The following is a 15,660-nucleotide window of genomic DNA, read 5'->3' as shown; positions in this document are numbered from 1 at the left end:
CCGCCCCGGCCGGCTCTGCGAAAAAAACTCACCCGAAAAAAGTCAGAGATTGATGTATCCCAGAGCCAGTTGTTTGCTCCTCAACCTAGAAGAGCCCACCCACCGGGCACCGACCGTGCCCCTGGACCCTGTCCGCAGCACCTACCCCACCGAAAGAGCGCGCACCATTCACGATCGATCCGGTACCCGACCGGAGAGGCGACCCGCGACGGGCCTGGCCGTGCCGACACGACCGGAGGCTTGCTCGCCCAGGTCGGCCCACCTCCGGAGTGAGGCAGCTACGGTGACCGACGTGCACACCACCGAGGTAGACCCGCCCTGGGAAGGCCTGACCGGCGCCGACTTGCACGCTGCGTGCATGGAAGCGGCGCGGGGCGGCGATCGGCGCGCGATGGCGAAGCTGGTCGAGGAGCTGACGCCGCTCGTGTGGCACGTCGCGCGCGCCAACGGGCTCGACCGGCAGGTGGCCGAGGACGTGGTGCAGACCGTGTGGCTCGCTCTGTTCAGCCAGCTGGAGAAGCTGCGCGATCCGCGCGCGCTCGCCGCGTGGCTGATCACCACGACTCGCCGGGAGGCGACCCGTCCGTACGGCCGGCGGGCTCAGCCGGTGCCGTTGTCGGACGAGGTCGCCGCGACGCTGGAAAGCGATCACCCGGCACCCGAGGAGGAAGCCGTCCGCGCCGACCGGGATCGCCGGGTCTGGCGCGCCTTCCTCCGGCTGCCCGCACGCTGCCAGGAGCTGCTGCGGCTGACCGTTCTCGCCGGCCGCGCCGAGTACCGGGCGGTGGCCGAGGCTATGCAGATGCCGCGCGGCAGCGTCGGGCCCACCAGGGGCCGCTGCCTCGACTCGATGCGGGATCTGCTCGCAGGAGAAGGGGGTGCCCGGTGAGCGACGACATCGGCAGGCCGGGACACGGCCACGCGATTCCGGACGACGAGGCCATCCTGGCCGACCTCGGCCGCTTCCTCGACGAGGTCGACCCGCCGCCGGACGACCTGGTGCAGCGGGTCCAGTTCGCGCTCGAGCTCGAGAACCTCGACGTCGAGGTCGCGCGGTGGGAACGGCTCGACGAACTGGCCGGCGTGCGCAGCACGGCGACCGGCACGATCACGTTCACCGTCAGCGACCTGACCGTGATGATCAACCTGACCAAAATCGGGAAGACGCACCGGATCGACGGCTGGCTCGCGCCCGCGGGCGAGTACGACGTGGAGGTCCGGGTCGCCGATCACGGCACGTTCGCGACGGCGACCGACGAGGGAGGCCGGTTCGTGCTCGAACGCGTCCCCTGCGGCACCACGCAGATCCTCGTGCACCTCGGCGCCGGTCCGCACCGCCGGACCGTCGTCACGCCGACCGTCGTGCTCTGAGAAACCCGGACGGGCGTTATGGAGAGTGGCGGAGGTGTGCTCCCATAGAGTCCGTGTCCGCGCCCGTCCATGATCGAACGATCGCGGCGGCGTCCGATCTGTACGCGCGCGGCCGAGCCGCCGCGTCCGACCAGCGGCCCGGCATCGCGGTGCGGTTGTTCCGCAGCGCGCTCACGCGGCTGGCGCGTGTCGCCGATCCGCTGCCCGAACACCGGCAACTGCAGGTCCGCGTCCTGGTGAGCCTCGGCGCGGCCGAAGCCGAGGTCTCCTCGACCGACGCCGGTCTCGTGCACCTGGAGACCGCGCGGCAGCTTCGCGACCAGCTTCCGGAAAGCAAGGTCGCCCGCGAACTGGGCTTGCTGGTCACCGGCCAGCGCGCGGTGGTGCTGATGCGCGGCGGGCGGTTCAGCGAATCGCTGTCGGTCTACGACGCCGTCATCCCCGGAATCGAGGCCGAGTTCGACGACGGCCGGCGGACGCTGGTCGTCATGCTCTTGAACCGCGCGCTCGTGCAGATGGCGCTGAACCATCCGAACGCCGCGAAAGCCGACCTGGAGCGCGCACTCGGGTTCGCCCGCGAAAACGGGCACACGCTGCTCGAAGGCAAGATCCGGCAGAACCTCGGCGACCACGCCCAGCTGATCGGCGACGTCCCGCAAGCACTGTCCAGCTACGAACAAGCCGCGCGGATCCTCGTCACCGAATCGCCCGGTTCGATCCCGCTGATCCGGCTCGACCAGGCCCGTGCGCTGCTCACCGCTGGTCTCGCCGACGAAGCGGCCAGGCATCTCGACGAAGCGCTGCCGGAGTTGCGCGCCAACGGATCCGGACAGCACATCGCGGAAGCCGAGGTGGCGCGGGCCGCGGCCGCGTTGCTGGAGGGCGATTTCGCGTTGGCGCGAAAGTCCGCGTCGGACGCGCGGCGCCGATTTCTCCGCCGCGGCAACCGAACCTGGGCCGAGATCGCCGGTCTGGCGCGGTATCGGGCGGAAGCGCAGCAGGTGCTGTCGGACCGCAAAGGGCGCTCTACCTCGCGGTTGCCCGCCGAACTCGTCTCCATCGCCGAACGGCTGGCCGCGCTCGGACTGCGCGACGAGGCGGCGGTCGCGCGGCTCTTCGCGGTCCGGTTGCTGATCCGCCGCAAGGAAATCGCCGAAGCCTCGCTGGTGCTCAAGCACGTGCCCGCCCCGCGTGCGACGTCGCCGATCGACCACCGGATGCTGTTCCGGTTGTGCCGCGCGGAATTGGCCGTCGCCGAGGACCGGCCACGCGCGGCGCTCGCTCAGGCTCGCGCCGGACTGCGCGAACTCGGCACCATCCGCGACCGGATGGGCGGGCTCGACCTGCTGTGCGGCACCGCGGTGCACGGCGAGGAGCTCGGCAGTCTGGCGATGCGGCTCGTGCTGCGGCGCGCGCGACGGAACGCGGCGGGCGCACGGCGGATGTTCGCCTGGCTCGAACGCACCCGGGCGCAGGTCTACCGGTACGAACCGCTGCCGGTGATCGAGGATCCGGTGCTGGCCAAGCACATCAACGAAATGCGGCACGTCCAGCGCACCATCCAGCGCGCCCGGCTGGAGGGCGAGCCAGTGAAGGCGCTGGAGCAGCGGTATGCCGAACTGCAGCGCGAGGCGAGCCGGCTCGGCTGGTACACGAGCCAGTGGGGCCGTCCGCGTCCGGTCGCGACGCCGGACGAGGTCGTCGCCGCGCTCGGCGATCGCGTGCTGGTGAGTTTGGTGCCGTACAACAATCAGCTGTACTCGGTGGTCGTCGACCGCGGGACGTTCCGGCTGCTCAAACTGGGTCCGCTGGACGACATCGTCGAGACCGCGACCCAGTTGCACGCCGACCTCGACGCCCTCGCGCCGGACCATCTGCCGCCGCTCATGGCCGAGACGGTGTCCGCGTCCGCGCGCCGCCGGGCGGAGAAGCTCGACGCGCTGATTTCCGCGTCGCTGGTCAAAACGCTCGACGACCGCGAGCTGGTGATCGTTCCGATCGGCCAGCTGTACGCGATGCCGTGGGGCGCGTTGCCGTCGCTGCGCGGGCATCCGGTGTCGATCGCGCCGTCGGCGACCGCGTGGATCACCGCGAAACGTCCGGCCGAGGACGGGCCGGTGCTGCTGGCGGGCGGCCCCGGCGTGCCGGGCGCGGTGGGCGAGGTGAGCAAGCTGCGCTCGGTGTATCCGGACGCGCGGCTCGTCGAGGGCGACGACGCGACGAGTTCCACCGTCCTGACCGCATTGGACGGAACCCGCTTGGCGCACCTGGTCGCGCACGGCGCGCACGAGCCGGCGAACGCGCTGTTCTCCCGCGTCGAACTGGTGGACGGCCCGCTGTTCGCGCACGAGACGACCCGGCTCGCGAACCCGCCGGAACGGGTGGTGCTGGCCGCGTGCGAGCTGGCGATGAGCCACATCCGGCCGGGCGAGGAAGCGCTGGGCTTCGCCGGGACGCTGCTGGCGAGCGGTTCGCGGACGGTCATCGGCGCGGTGGCCCGGGTCGGCGACCGCGCGGCGGCGGACACGATGGCGGACCTGCACCGGCGGCTCGCCGAAGGGACTTCGCCGGCGTTGGCGCTGGCGGAAGCGGTGGCGGTGGACCCGATGCGGCGGCCGTTCGTATGTCTCGGCGCTGGTTAACCGTGGCGTTCCCGGTGCGTACCGGCATCGCCACGCCCGAACGCAGTCAGCCCAGGAAGTCGGCCAGCGGGACCGGCGTCAGACCGTCCTTCTTGGCCCGCGCGAGGAACGCTTCGTAGTCTTCCTTGAACGTCTTGCGGAAGTGCATCAGCACGATGTCGCCCGGGCGGAGTTTGTCGCCGGATTGGAACTGGACGACGCCGTCGTTGACCGAGGCGGTCCACAGGACCGTCGCGCGCATGCCGCACATCGCGGCGGCCTTGAGCGTGTTCTGGTCGTAGTTGCCGAACGGCGGGCGGAACAGCGTCGGGCGGACGCCGAGAGAGGCCTGGAAGTCGTCCGCGTCGTCGCAGATTTCCTTTTTCTGGAACTCCAGCGGTTTGCCCTTGAGGTTCGGGTGGTTGACCGTGTGGTCGCCGAGCACCGCGCCGGTCGAGTCCAGGATGGCCTTGAAGTACGCCTCGTGGCCCTTCACGTACCGGTTGTTCAGGAACAGCACCGGATGCCCGCCGGACTGCTGGATCAGGCTCTGCGCCGACGGGTCCTTCACCGCGCCGTCGTCCATGGTGATGAAGACGTACGGTTTGTCGGTCTGGATGCGGCGGACCACGCCGACCTTGCCGTCCTGGATCGCCGGCGCCTTCGCCTGCACGGTGCCGAACGGGTACGGCGCGGGCGGCGGACCCGGCGTCGCCGCACCCGGCGCGGGGTTCGCCTGTTGCGGGGGTTGACTCGAGTCCGGGCCGGAGCACGCCGAAAGCACCAGCAGACCGGCCGTCGCCGCCGCCAGCCACCGTTTCGCCATGCCGCTTCCTTTCCCTCGGGATCCCCCGAGGGGATGACGTCTGTGCTCCGGTATTCGATGCTCGTTGTGGTGCAACGCACCCGATCAGGAGGCGGAGTTGCCCGCTTTGGCCAGCTGAGTAGCCAAAAATCCGACCACGCCGCGCAACGCTGCGAGGGCGACCGGGCCCGTTCCGGGGATGCGTTCGACGAACGAACCGGACCACCGGAGGTCCGTGCCGCCGTCGGCGTTCGGGGTGAACGTCACCTCCGCACGATAGTCGCGGACCGGGTGGAAACCGTCGAACGTGTAGACGTGCCGCCGGTCCGGTACGTATTCGAGAGTCTTTTCGCGGGCGAAAAGCGGCCACAATCCGACTTCCCGGACAGCGCCGACCCGGCCGTCGTCGCCGAGCGCCGCCCACCGGGCCTGCCACACGAGCGGCCGCGCCCAGGTCGACCACTGCGTCCCGTCGCTTTCCAGCCGGAACAGCACCGGCGGAGCGGCGGCGCTCACCCGGTTCACCTCGAACGAATACCTGCGACTCGCCATCCCAGCTCCCTGAACACGTTGTTGACTGAGCGACAAATCAATCCCGGACGGCCTCGGTAGGTCAAGATGGTGCGGTGAGCCGTCCCGACTTCGCCGCGCCGCACTGGCTGACGCAGCTTCTGCGTTCCAAACCGGTTCCCATTCCGTGGAACATGGTGGCTCGCGCGGTGGTCGCACTGGCTACTCCGCTCGCGGTCGCGTACGCGGCGGGCGACATCGCGGTGGGCGCGCTGATCTCCACCGGCGCACTGCCGACCGTGTTGTCCGAGGCCGCCGGGGCCTACCGCTACCGCGCGCGACGGCTGGGCGGAGCGACGTTCGCGGCCGGGGTCGGGTACCTCGTCGGGCTGCTGACCGGCGGCATGCCCGCCTGGTCGATCCCGGCGATCGTGGTCATCGCGGCGATTTCCGCGCTCATCAGCGCCGCGGGCAGCAACGCTTCGGTGGCTGGCCTGCAGATGTTCGTCTTCTGCGTGCTCGGCACCGCGCAGCACGCGACCGGCGTACGCACCGAAGTGCTCTTCGGCTACTTCTGCGCGGGCGCTGGCTGGGGTCTGCTGGTCGCGCTCGGCACGTGGACGCTCCGCGCGACGAGTCCCGAACGCACCGCCGTCGCGCAGGTCTACATCGAACTCGCGGCGATGTTGTCGGCTCCGGACGAACCGACTTCGCGAGTCGCGCGCCATCAGCTGACCACCGCGATGAGTACGGCCTACGACCGGTTGCTGGTCGCGCGCTCGTGGCTGTCCGGCCGAGACGCGGCGTATCGCCGGCTGTTGAACCGGCTCTCCGCGACGACGCCCGCGGTCGAGGCGTCGGTGGCGATGGTCAACGCCGGACAGCGCGCGCCAGACGAGGTGATCGACTACCTGACTCGCGTCGCCGCCTCAGTGCTGGCGAACCAGCCGCTGCCGCCCGCGCCTGAGTTGCCCGACGAAGACGCCGACGCGGTGGTCAGCGCGCTTTACGCCGGACTGGCGCGGATCGGGAAGCTCGACGACCGCAAGCGCCGCAAGAAAGTCTCGCTGCTGCGTCGCTTGCGGCAGTGGGCGAGCGGCCTCTCCGGACCGTTGACCTGGCTGGCGACGCTGCGGCTCACGCTGTGCGTCGCGGTGGCCGAAGTGGTTGCGCTGCTGGTGCCGTTCGAGCGGTCGTACTGGATCACGCTCACCGTCGGCGTGGTGCTGAAGCCGGACTTCGGCTCGGTCTTCGGCCGTGCGGTGCTCCGTGGATTGGGCACGGTCGCCGGGGTCGGGATCGGCGCGGTGGTTCTCGCGTTCGGCGCGCGCGGCTGGGTGCTGGTGGCGCTGATCGCGGTGTTCGCCGGCGGGGCCGCGGTGGGGAAGGTGCGCAACTACGGGATGCTCGGCACGTTCGTGACGCCGCTGATCATCCTGCAGATGGACCTCGCCAACACCGGCAGCTGGACGGTCGTGCTGGCGCGGCTGATCGACACCGTGATCGGCTGCGTGATCGTGCTCGTCGTCGGGTATCTGCTGTGGCCGGGTTCGCGGCGGCCGACCGTCGGCGGACGGCTGGCGGACAGTTTCGACACGGTCGCCGAGTACGTCCGCGCCGCGATGGTGCTGAACTCGACCGCGGAGTCGCGGCTCGCCCGGTCGCGGGCCCGGCGCGCGGCGTACCGCGCCCTCGCGGACCTGCGGACGGCGTTTCAGCAGGTGATCGTGGAGCCGTCGCCCGCGGGACGGCAGGCGGTGGCGTGGTGGCCGGTGATCGCCGGGCTGGAGCGGGTGACCGACGCGGTGACCGAGGTCGGCGTGACCATCGGCGAGGGCGCTCCGGCCCCGTCGCCCGCGGACATCGAGCTGCTCACGGACGCGTTGGCGGAGCTGGCTTCCGCGGTCCGCGAGCAGCGGGACCCGGATTCGGTGCCGATGCCGGACAATCCGCGGCTCGCCGGGGTGGTCGACCAGCTCGGCTCGACGTTCGACGCGGTCCGCGGGCCGGACCTGGTGGAACGGTCGCCGCTGCGGCTGGTGCGCCGGTTCCTGCCGTACCACCGGCGCACCTGAGCCGACAGCTGTGGTGCGCGGCGGATTACGCGGCAGAGAGATCCGGGAGAGGCGCCCTGCGGGAATCAGATCGCCCCTCCCGAACCTTCGGAGCCCACCCTGGAGGCGGAGGGTTACTGCTGTCCGCCGGGCTGGCCGCCCTCGGGCTTCTCGCCGCCTTCATCGTGCTTGCCGGTGACCTTGCCGAGCAGGTCCTTGGCCTTGCCGACGCCGCCGTCGATCTGCGAATCGTGGCCGCTGACCTTGGACTTCGCGAATTCGGCCGCCTTCTCGAGCCCCTGCTCGAGCTTGCCGCTGTTCTCGCGCAGCGCCTCGGTCGCCTTGTTCTTGAGCTCGTCGAAATTGATGCCCATCGAATGCCTCCCCGGGGTTGGGATTGAGAGGCTTCAATCGTCACACACCAGGCGTTCCAGGCAAGTCAAGATACTTCCCCGAGCGCGACCGCTCCGTCCAGTCCGGTGATCCGGCCGCCGCGTTCGCCGAGCGCCACGAGGCCTTCGCGGGCGTCGGCGGCGGTGAGGTCGATGCGGACGCCGGACAGTGCCGCGTCGCGGGCCGCTTCCAGCGCCAACGCGCCTTCGTGGCCTGCGTTGATGGTCGCGGCGAGGCCGCCGGTGGAGGCGAGCGAGCCGCGGGCGGCACCGAGACGGCCGAGTGCGTCGTCGACGATTGGCAGCAGAGCGTCGCGGTTGCCTTCGGTCATCGCGCGCACCAGGTCCGGCGACGAGCCGGCCACGCGGGTGCCGTCGCGGAACGAGCCGGCGGCCAGCGACATCGCGAGCGGCCCGCCCTGTGCACCGACCGACGCGAGGATCGCGGCGAACAGGTGCGGCAGGTGCGAGATCCGGGCGACCGTCTCGTCGTGCGAATCGGCGGGCAGCGGCACGGCGTGCGCGCCGACGTCCAGTACGAGCCGGGTGACCTCGGCCCACGCCGTGAGGTCCGTTTCCTCTTCGACGCCGACGACCCACGCGGCGTCGCGAAAGAGCATGGCGTCGCCGGCGAGCCAGCCAGAGTGCGAGGTACCCGCCATCGGGTGTCCGCCGACGTAGCGCGTGTACGGCGCGCGCCTGCGGACCGCGTCGAGCATCGGGCCCTTCACGCTGACCACGTCGGTGAGGATGCAGTGCGACGCGTGCTGGGCGACCTGTCGCAGCAGGTTCTCGACCGCGGGCAGCGGCACGGCGATGACCACGATCGCGTCCGCCGACGCCGCGCGTTGCAGCGCCGCTTCGGCGTCGGTGGTGACGTCGTAGCCGCCGCGACTCGCCGCGTCAGCGTCCACTTCGGACACTGTGGTTCCCCACACCGTCCTGCCGCTCGCCGCGGCGGCCCGCAGCAGGGAACCGCCGATGAGCCCGAGCCCGATTACGCATACGTCTCGCACGGGGCCATCCTGCCAGTGCGCGCAAGCGGCTACAGGACGGCGGCCAGCCGGGTGCCCTGGTCGATCGCCCGTTTGGCGTCGAGTTCCCGTGCTTGCTCCGCGCCGCCGACGAGGTGCACCGGCACGTCGCCGAGGGCGTCGGCGAGGTCCCGCACGGATTCCTGGCCAGCGCAGATCACCACGGTGTCGACCTCAAGCAACCGCGGTTTCCCGTCGACGGTGAGGTGCAGACCGGCGTCGTCGATCCGTTCGTAGGTCACGCCGCTGAGCTTTTCCACGCCCTTGGCGCGCAGGGCCGCACGGTGCACCCAGCCGGACGTCTTGCCGAGCCCGGCCCCGATCGGCGACTTCTTGCGCTGCAGCAGGTAGACCTGTCGCGGCGAGGGTTCCGGCTTCGGTTTCGTCAGCCCGCCGGGCGCGAGCGCGGGGTCGGTGACGCCCCATTCGACCATCCAGGCGGCGCGATCCAACGCGGGCGACGAACTGTGCGTGAGGAATTCGCTGACGTCCACGCCGATGCCGCCCGCGCCGATCACCGCGACGCGTTCGCCGACCGGTTTGCCGTGCCGCACGACGTCGACGTACGACAGCACCTTCGGATGGTCGATGCCGGGCAGCGCCGGGACCCGCGGCGCGACGCCGGTGGCCAGCACGACCTCGTCGAAACCGGTCAGGTCCGCGGCGGTCGCCCGGGTGCGCAGATGCACCTTGACCCCGGTGACCTCCAGCCGGCGGGTGTAGTACCGGATGGTCTCGGCGAATTCCTCCTTGCCCGGAATCCGTTGTGCGATCCCGAACTGGCCGCCGATTTCGTCGTCGGCCTCGAACAGTTCGACGTCGTGGCCGCGTTCGCCGAGCGCGGTCGCGGTGGCGAGCCCGGCCGGTCCGGCCCCGACGACCGCGATCCGCTTGGCCCGCCGGGCCGGCAGCAGGTTCAGCGTGGTTTCGTGTCCGGCCCGCGGATTCACCATGCAGGACACCGGTTTCCGGCTGAACGCGTGGTCGAGGCAGGCCTGGTTGCACGCGATGCAGGTGTTGATCTCGTCAGTGCGGCCGGTCTCGGCCTTGCGGATCCAGTCCGGGTCGGCGAGCAACGGCCGGGCCATCGAGACCAGGTCCGCGTCGCCGTCGGCGAGGGCTTGTTCCGCGACGTGCGGCAGGTTGATCCGGTTGGAGGCCACCACCGGCACCGAGACGTGCGGCTTCAGCTTTCCGGTGACCCACGTGAACGCGCCGCGCGGCACCGACGTGACGATGGTCGGCACGCGGGCTTCGTGCCAGCCGATGCCGGTGTTGATGATCGTCGCCCCGGCGGCTTCGACTTCACGGGCCAGCGCGACGACGTCTTCCCAGCTCTGCCCGCCTTCGACGAGGTCGAGCATGGACAGCCGGTAGATGATGATGAAGTCCGGCCCGACCTTTTCCCGGGTGCGCCGGACGATCTCGACCGCAAACCGGCGGCGTTTCTCCGCCGTGCCGCCCCAGGCGTCGGTGCGCTGGTTGGTGCGTTCGGCGAGGAACTGGTTGATCAGGTAGCCCTCGGAACCCATGATCTCGACACCGTCGTACCCGGCTTCGCGGGCCAGCGCGGCGCAATCGGCGAACGCGCGGATGGTGCGGTGCACGCCGTACGCGGTGAGCGCGCGCGGACGGAACGGGTTGATCGGCGCTTTGCGGCTCGACGCGGAAACGCTCAGCGGGTGATAGGCGTAGCGGCCGGCGTGCAGGATCTGCAGTGCGATCTTGCCGCCCTCGGCGTGCACCGCGCCAGTGAGCAGTTGGTGCTGCTTCGCCTCGGCGGGCGTCGACAGCTTCGAGGCCAACGGCAACAACCAGCCGGTGCGATTCGGCGCGAACCCGCCGGTGACGATCAGGCCGACGCCACCGCGCGCGCGTTCGGCGTAATACTCGGCCAGCCGCGGGAAGCGGGACGCGCGGTCCTCCAGGCCGGTGTGCATCGAGCCCATCAGGACGCGGTTGCGCAGCGTCGTGAAGCCGAGGTCGAGCGGGGAAAGCAGGTTCGGGTACTCGGTCATCGTCAGCCCTTCTCGTCGGCTTGGTCGGCCCGCAGTGCGGTCAGGATTTCTTCCAGCCACTCGACTTGGCCTTCTTCGACCCGGATTCCGCCGCGCAGCACCAGGTATTGGTGCAGCGGACGGCCGCGAAGCCGGTCCGGGGCGGGGAAATCGCGCTTCTCGATCTGCCGGTACAGCTCCAGCCGCTCGGCGTGCGAGTCCCGATGCCGCGCGATCTCGGCGGCGACCGCCTCCGGGTCTCCGAACGACGCCCCGCGTACCTTCACCGCCAACTCCTGCGGCCCGGCCTGCGGCACCGGTTCGGCAAGCCAGCGCCGCAGCTCGCTACGTCCGGCCTCGGCGACGGTGTAGACCTTCTTGTCCGGCCGCCCGTCCTGGGGCACCACGTCGACGGCGACCTGACCGGCCTCTTCCATCCGCTTCAGGACGCGGTAAATCTGCTGGTGGGAGGCACTCCAGAACAACCCGATGGATTTTTCGAACCGGCGCGCCAGTTCGTAGCCCGAGCCGGAACGCTCCGACAGCGAGACGAGGATCGCGTGCTCCAGTGCCATGCCGGACAGTGTCATATGCAACTAGGTGCAGTGCAACTAGGTGCAATCCAGGTCACCTTGCGCTCGCTTGGGGAAATTCAGGCGCGCAAGCCGGCTTCGATGTGGTGCAGCATCCGGGTGAGGTCGTCGCCGCCAGCGGGCCTGATGCTGAGCCAGCCGTCGGCGACCGCAGCGGTAAACCGGCCTTGTTCGGTGTCGATCCAATAGGGCGGATGTTCGTTGCGGATGCGTTCGGTCCCGCGGCGGATCGCCACATACAACCGGCCTACGTGTATTCGGGGAGCCTGCATCCACTCGACGGCGCGGCGCGCGTCGCGGGCGCTATTGGTCCTGGTCGGCGGTGGACTTCCGGCGAGCACCGCGCTGTAGTCGGCTTCCGAGCAGGACAGCGAAGGCAGGTTCGGCGCCGGCGGAGTACCCGGCAGCGCGCAGACCAGATCCCGGGCAGCGGATTCCGCGGAGCTGGGGAAAAGCGTGATCGTGTCGTGGTCGGCAACGGCGAGGAGCGCGTCCCGTCCGACGGCCGCGGCCTGAAGAGTCACGTCGCGGCCGTTGATTCGAGCCCAGCAGTAGCGGTCGACGGAGGGCCGTTGCAGGAGCCCGATGACCTCGGCGAAGTCACGGGCTGGCCAGCCGGTCGAGGCCAGTTCGGCGTCCGCTTGTGCGTCCTGCTGGAGTTGCTCGTCGGGCGGATACCACTTCTCGCCGCCGATCAAGGTCGGGTGCGGGTTGGAGCGGTCGAGACGGCGGACCAGGTTTTGGTAACCGGCGCGGGAAAACCTCAGCGGGCTTCGGAGCAAGGTCAGGCTCCGATGGTCGGCGGGGTGGGACGCATGCCGTCGGGGTAGCCACCGAACAACTCGTCGACGTCCTCGTCGAGATAGGTGACTTTCCGCTGGTGTTCTTCGTCCTCGGTGTCCTTGCCCTTTCCGGCTCCGGCACCCATGGTGCCCATGCCCGGCGATCCCTTGGCACCGGACCCGCCGACGGCACCTGCGCGCGCGGCGCTTTGGCCGCCCGCCGGGGTCCCAATGCCGGTCCCCGCTCCTGCGCCGAGTCGCGGTCCGCCCCCACCTGTTCCGACGCGCGCGCCGGTGTTGGCTCCGCTGCCGACCCGTCCGGCGAGGCCGCTCTCCGCGCTGCCGCCCGGAGAGCCGAATCCGCCAGCCGGGAGGCCGAAACCGCCGCCGCCGGTCGAATCCGTCCCGACGGTGGTCGGCCCGAAAGTCGGCAGCCGTCCGGATCCGAACCCAGGCGCGTCGCTGACCGGCGCTTTCGGCGTGTACCCGGCCGTCGTGGTGGAGTCCGCCGGCGAGATGTGCTCCGCTGGGGAGTCTCCGCCGCCGGGGAGGTGGGAAGGCCCCGTGCTGGGAGGCACCGCGGAACTGCTGGCGGGGCTGGGGCTGCCGGGGTGGGGCGAGTAACCGCTGCTCTGGAAGCTCGCGCTGTGCCCGCCGCTGCCTCCAGTTCCGCCGATGCTTCCGGTGCCGCCGGTTCCGCCTGTGCCTCCGGTACTTGCGGTGCTTGCGGTGCTTCCGGGATGGTCGGACGTTCCGCCGCCGCTCGATGCGGGACCGACCGCGATCCCAGCTGGAGCGGCATTCAGAACCGGATAATCCTTCGCCGACGAATTGCGATTTCCGTCTGTGGTGGCGACGTAAGCTCCGTAGGCTTCCTTGTTGTTCTTGTCCGCGTCATCCCAGCGAGCCGCTGCTTTTTCCGAATCGCTGGCACCGAACGGGCTGTAACTCGCCAAATCGTTGGTGTCAGGACGATTGGCGTCCATGGGGGTGAGCTTGTTGAGCGTGTGGTGAAAGCCGCTGTTCTGCGCGATGAGCGACTGGGAGCTGCGGCCGAGGTCCTCTGCCGCCTGCTGAGATGTTTCCAGAAGCGGACTCAGCCCAGCCTTCGCCTTGCCGGCTGCGTCGCCTTCCCAGGAAGCGTCCATTTTTCCTTGCAAGCGGGCGATCCGCGTGACGAGTTCTTCGTGCGCGGATTTGAGCGCTTCGGCCGCCTGCTGCCCGGAGTCGAGGGAGGCGGTGTTTCCTCCGTAGCGATGCATGCGGGCGTAGACATCCGCGCCGGTGTAGCCGTCGGGCATCAGTGGCCTCCCTTCTGGAGATACTGGATCACGTATCCGGCTACCTTTTTGCCCAGCTCGCAACCGTCGGCAAAGGGCTGCTTGAGTGCATCGAGGCTGACGCTGATGGTGTAGGCGAGGTCGTCTCGTAGGCCGACTGCCAGAGCGCAGCTGCCCGGCGGCGGGTTGCTGGACGCGTTGTAGACCACACCGGGGTAACCGTTGGCCGAGAATGCCTCGAACTGAGTGACTCCGCCAGCCTGCTTCTGTCCGTACAGCCCGCTGATCCCGCCGTGAGACGGGTCTTTGGTGAAGACGGTGCCGCTGACGGAAGAGGGCGCTTCATCGGTCGCAAAACGCCAGCCGCAGGACGGGCCGGTGGGATCGTCCGGCTGAGGGACTGTCCCCTTGAGCGGAGCGCCGAGGCTGGCCACCTGATCCGCGGTCATCGCGGCACAAGGGTTCTTCTCCAACGCGGTGGGATCCAGTGGCGCAGGGACAGAGGGTGCGCCGAACGGCAGCCCTGTCGAGCTGGGCGGGGCTGCTGACGTTGCGGGGCTGGCGCTTCCAGACTCGCCTGAACATCCGGCGAGAAAGATCGCGGAGGCTAACAGGCCAAGCGCTACGGCGGGTCGGCTATGCATCGCTGCTGTGAAGACCTTTCAGGTGGTCGGCGGCCTGCTGCTCTTGCTTCTGGTAAGTATCCAGGGCTTGCTGAAAGGCGTCTTTTTGGCGTTTGAGCTCCGCAACGACGCTGTCGAGGTAGTTGTTGTACGACAGGCCAGCTGCATTGGCGTCCTGCACGTAGGCAATGCTGGCCACCTCGTCGCCCATCGGAGTGAAGGCGCGGAGAGTTCGTGCATGTTTTTGGGGTTCGAGCTGGATCCAGGCGAGGATGTCGTCGATCTCGCTGACGATCTCCTTGAGCATTTCCGGGGTGAGCCGGTACCCGCCACCGCCGCTCGACATACCCTCGTTGGCCTTCGCCTGGGCGTCGGCGGCTTCCTTCGCCACCTGTTCCGGGGTTTTGTCCCGGACATACTTGTATCCCGGCACCAGCGGGCCCTGCATGTTCGCAGGCAGGTGTCTGACGCGCTCGACGCCGTCATCAGCCATGAAAGCCTCCCCAGCTTTCTCACCGAACAACACGGACAGTATCACGACTGTCTGCAGACGGTGACAACTTCACTGAACTTGTTGATCAAGGTGTCGCGCACCGGCCGGCTCACCCGGAGAGGGGGCGGCAAATCGGGTCGATCCACCCGAGGAAAAGGATCAAGATGGAGGGGTGGATCCGGTTTTGGAACTGCTCGCCGCGCGGATCGCCGAAGGCAGCGTGCCGGGGGAGCGGACGGACGGTCGTCGGCTCGCGCTCGCGGTCGAGGGCGGCAGCAGTCGCGGCACGTATTCGAGCGGGATGGTGCTCGCGCTCGACGAACTGGGGGCCACGCAGGCGTTCGACGACGTCTACGGCGCCTCCGCCGGGGCGCTCAACGCGGCGTGGCTGTTGTGCGGCCGCTCGCGGACCGGGGTGCGGACCTGGTGGAACCCGACGGTCATGCGGCGGATCATCAACCCGCTGCACACCCTGCGCGGCCGGGCGGTGATCGATCTCGAGTATCTCGTGCACCAGGTCTACTCAGTGCTCGAACCGATGGATTTCCCGGCGATTCTCGCGAATCCGGTCGGCTTCCACCCGCTCGCCACCGACGCCGACACCGGAGAGTCGACTGATCTGCATCCGTTCATCGAGGACGTCGACGGGATCAAAACGGCGCTCGCGGCGTCGTCGTGCATGCCGGTGCTGGCCGGGCCGCCGATCGCGATGGGCGGGCGGCGGTTCGTGGACGCGGGGATCGCCGAGCCGTTGCCGTTCCGCACCGCGCTCGCGCAGGGGGCGACGGACGTGCTCGTGTTGCGGACCCGACGGGAGGACGAGCGTCCGGTGCCGCCGCCGCGGGTGCAGGACGTGGTCGTGCCGCGGTTTCTCCGTCGGCACGCGCCGGGCACTATCGACGCTTGGCGTACGCAGTACCGCCGGGATCTGGAGGACGAGCGCCAGCTGCGGGAAGATCCGCGGCTGGCGAGCGTTCGGCCGCCGGCTGGTGCTCCGGATGTGGTGGTGCTGGAACGGGATCCGGCGGTGCTGCGGCGTGCGGTGGAGCTGGGGCGGGACGCGGTTTACGCGGCGTTGGAAGGGTTGCGCAGGGCGTCGTAAGCG

The 15,660-nt window shown here is 69.7% G+C and carries 15 protein-coding genes; 5 read left to right on the top strand and 10 right to left on the bottom strand.

The annotated features are described in order from the left end of the window. Positions 1–283: 283 nt before the first annotated feature. From L942_RS36175 to L942_RS36165, 3 genes are read left to right on the top strand one after another with little or no spacing between them, the layout of a single operon-like run. On the top strand, positions 284–889 hold the full coding sequence (locus L942_RS36175) for an RNA polymerase sigma factor (protein ID WP_037368933.1): 606 nt from the start codon (positions 284–286) through the stop codon (positions 887–889). Next, positions 886–1,371, top strand: coding sequence for a hypothetical protein (locus L942_RS45115; protein ID WP_037368932.1), 486 nt, complete (start codon positions 886–888; stop codon positions 1,369–1,371). Before L942_RS36175 ends, L942_RS45115 begins: the two co-directional genes overlap by 4 nt. Positions 1,372–1,424: 53 nt before the next feature. After that, positions 1,425–4,013, top strand: a complete 2,589-nt coding sequence (locus L942_RS36165) for a CHAT domain-containing protein (RefSeq protein WP_037368931.1) — start codon at positions 1,425–1,427, stop codon at positions 4,011–4,013. A gap of 46 nt (positions 4,014–4,059) precedes the next feature. Here L942_RS36165 and L942_RS36160 read toward each other — a convergent pair whose 3' ends face one another. Then, a complete protein-coding gene (locus L942_RS36160) occupies positions 4,060–4,818 on the bottom strand; it encodes a polysaccharide deacetylase family protein (protein WP_051166493.1) in 759 nt (252 codons plus the stop codon). An 84-nt stretch (positions 4,819–4,902) separates the two neighbouring features. Further along, positions 4,903–5,349: an SRPBCC family protein gene (locus L942_RS36155; protein ID WP_037368930.1), complete on the bottom strand. Its 447-nt coding sequence runs from the start codon at positions 5,347–5,349 to the stop codon at positions 4,903–4,905. Positions 5,350–5,423: 74 nt separating this feature from the next. On the opposite strand from L942_RS36155, the gene L942_RS36150 reads away from it, so the two are divergent. Next, positions 5,424–7,382 carry an FUSC family protein gene (locus tag L942_RS36150; protein WP_037368929.1) on the top strand — a complete coding sequence of 653 codons (1,959 nt, stop codon included), beginning with the start codon at positions 5,424–5,426 and terminating at the stop codon, positions 7,380–7,382. A 113-nt stretch (positions 7,383–7,495) separates the two neighbouring features. Here L942_RS36150 and L942_RS36145 read toward each other — a convergent pair whose 3' ends face one another. The 8 genes from L942_RS36145 to L942_RS36110 form a co-directional block, all read right to left on the bottom strand. Next, positions 7,496–7,735, bottom strand: coding sequence for an antitoxin (locus L942_RS36145; RefSeq protein WP_037368928.1), 240 nt, complete (start codon positions 7,733–7,735; stop codon positions 7,496–7,498). A 65-nt stretch (positions 7,736–7,800) separates the two neighbouring features. Continuing rightward, positions 7,801–8,769 (bottom strand): prephenate dehydrogenase, encoded by a 969-nt coding sequence (locus L942_RS36140; RefSeq protein WP_037368927.1) that lies wholly within the window; start codon positions 8,767–8,769, stop codon positions 7,801–7,803. A gap of 29 nt (positions 8,770–8,798) precedes the next feature. Next, on the bottom strand, positions 8,799–10,805 hold the full coding sequence (locus L942_RS36135) for an NADPH-dependent 2,4-dienoyl-CoA reductase (RefSeq protein ID WP_037368926.1): 2,007 nt from the start codon (positions 10,803–10,805) through the stop codon (positions 8,799–8,801). A gap of 2 nt (positions 10,806–10,807) precedes the next feature. Further along, positions 10,808–11,359: a PadR family transcriptional regulator gene (locus L942_RS36130; protein WP_037369086.1), complete on the bottom strand. Its 552-nt coding sequence runs from the start codon at positions 11,357–11,359 to the stop codon at positions 10,808–10,810. Positions 11,360–11,436: 77 nt separating this feature from the next. Further along, positions 11,437–12,159: an ESX secretion-associated protein EspG gene (locus tag L942_RS44655; RefSeq protein WP_037368925.1), complete on the bottom strand. Its 723-nt coding sequence runs from the start codon at positions 12,157–12,159 to the stop codon at positions 11,437–11,439. 2 nt (positions 12,160–12,161) lie between these two features. Next, complete coding sequence (locus L942_RS44650; RefSeq protein ID WP_158684590.1) at positions 12,162–13,523, bottom strand: hypothetical protein; 1,362 nt, start codon at positions 13,521–13,523, stop codon at positions 12,162–12,164. After that, positions 13,460–14,083 (bottom strand): DUF3558 domain-containing protein, encoded by a 624-nt coding sequence (locus tag L942_RS36115; protein ID WP_081655371.1) that lies wholly within the window; start codon positions 14,081–14,083, stop codon positions 13,460–13,462. The genes L942_RS44650 and L942_RS36115 overlap by 64 nt, the downstream gene beginning before the upstream one ends. Then, positions 14,076–14,555 carry a PE domain-containing protein gene (locus tag L942_RS36110; protein WP_037368922.1) on the bottom strand — a complete coding sequence of 160 codons (480 nt, stop codon included), beginning with the start codon at positions 14,553–14,555 and terminating at the stop codon, positions 14,076–14,078. Before L942_RS36110 ends, L942_RS36115 begins: the two co-directional genes overlap by 8 nt. A 172-nt stretch (positions 14,556–14,727) precedes the next feature. Between L942_RS36110 and L942_RS36105 the strand changes: the two genes are divergently transcribed. Continuing rightward, complete coding sequence (locus L942_RS36105; RefSeq protein ID WP_037368921.1) at positions 14,728–15,657, top strand: patatin-like phospholipase family protein; 930 nt, start codon at positions 14,728–14,730, stop codon at positions 15,655–15,657. The last annotated feature ends 3 nt before the right edge of the window (positions 15,658–15,660 follow it).

Origin of the sequence: Amycolatopsis orientalis DSM 43388, assembly GCF_000411975.1 — a bacterium.
In the GTDB taxonomy this organism is placed as follows: Bacteria; Actinomycetota; Actinomycetes; order Mycobacteriales; family Pseudonocardiaceae; genus Amycolatopsis; species Amycolatopsis orientalis_D.
Note: the sequence above shows the minus strand (reverse complement) of the source record. Positions and strands in the feature narration are given on the sequence as shown.

Coding starts and splice junctions, on each gene's coding strand:
- L942_RS36160 (WP_051166493.1), bottom strand. CDS start 4,818: ATGGCGAAACGGTGGCTGGCGGCGGCGACGGCCGGTCTGCTGGTGCTT.
- L942_RS36155 (WP_037368930.1), bottom strand. CDS start 5,349: ATGGCGAGTCGCAGGTATTCGTTCGAGGTGAACCGGGTGAGCGCCGCC.
- L942_RS36145 (WP_037368928.1), bottom strand. CDS start 7,735: ATGGGCATCAATTTCGACGAGCTCAAGAACAAGGCGACCGAGGCGCTG.
- L942_RS36135 (WP_037368926.1), bottom strand. CDS start 10,805: ATGACCGAGTACCCGAACCTGCTTTCCCCGCTCGACCTCGGCTTCACG.
- L942_RS36130 (WP_037369086.1), bottom strand. CDS start 11,359: ATGGCACTGGAGCACGCGATCCTCGTCTCGCTGTCGGAGCGTTCCGGC.
- L942_RS36115 (WP_081655371.1), bottom strand. CDS start 14,083: ATGCATAGCCGACCCGCCGTAGCGCTTGGCCTGTTAGCCTCCGCGATC.
- L942_RS36110 (WP_037368922.1), bottom strand. CDS start 14,555: ATGGCTGATGACGGCGTCGAGCGCGTCAGACACCTGCCTGCGAACATG.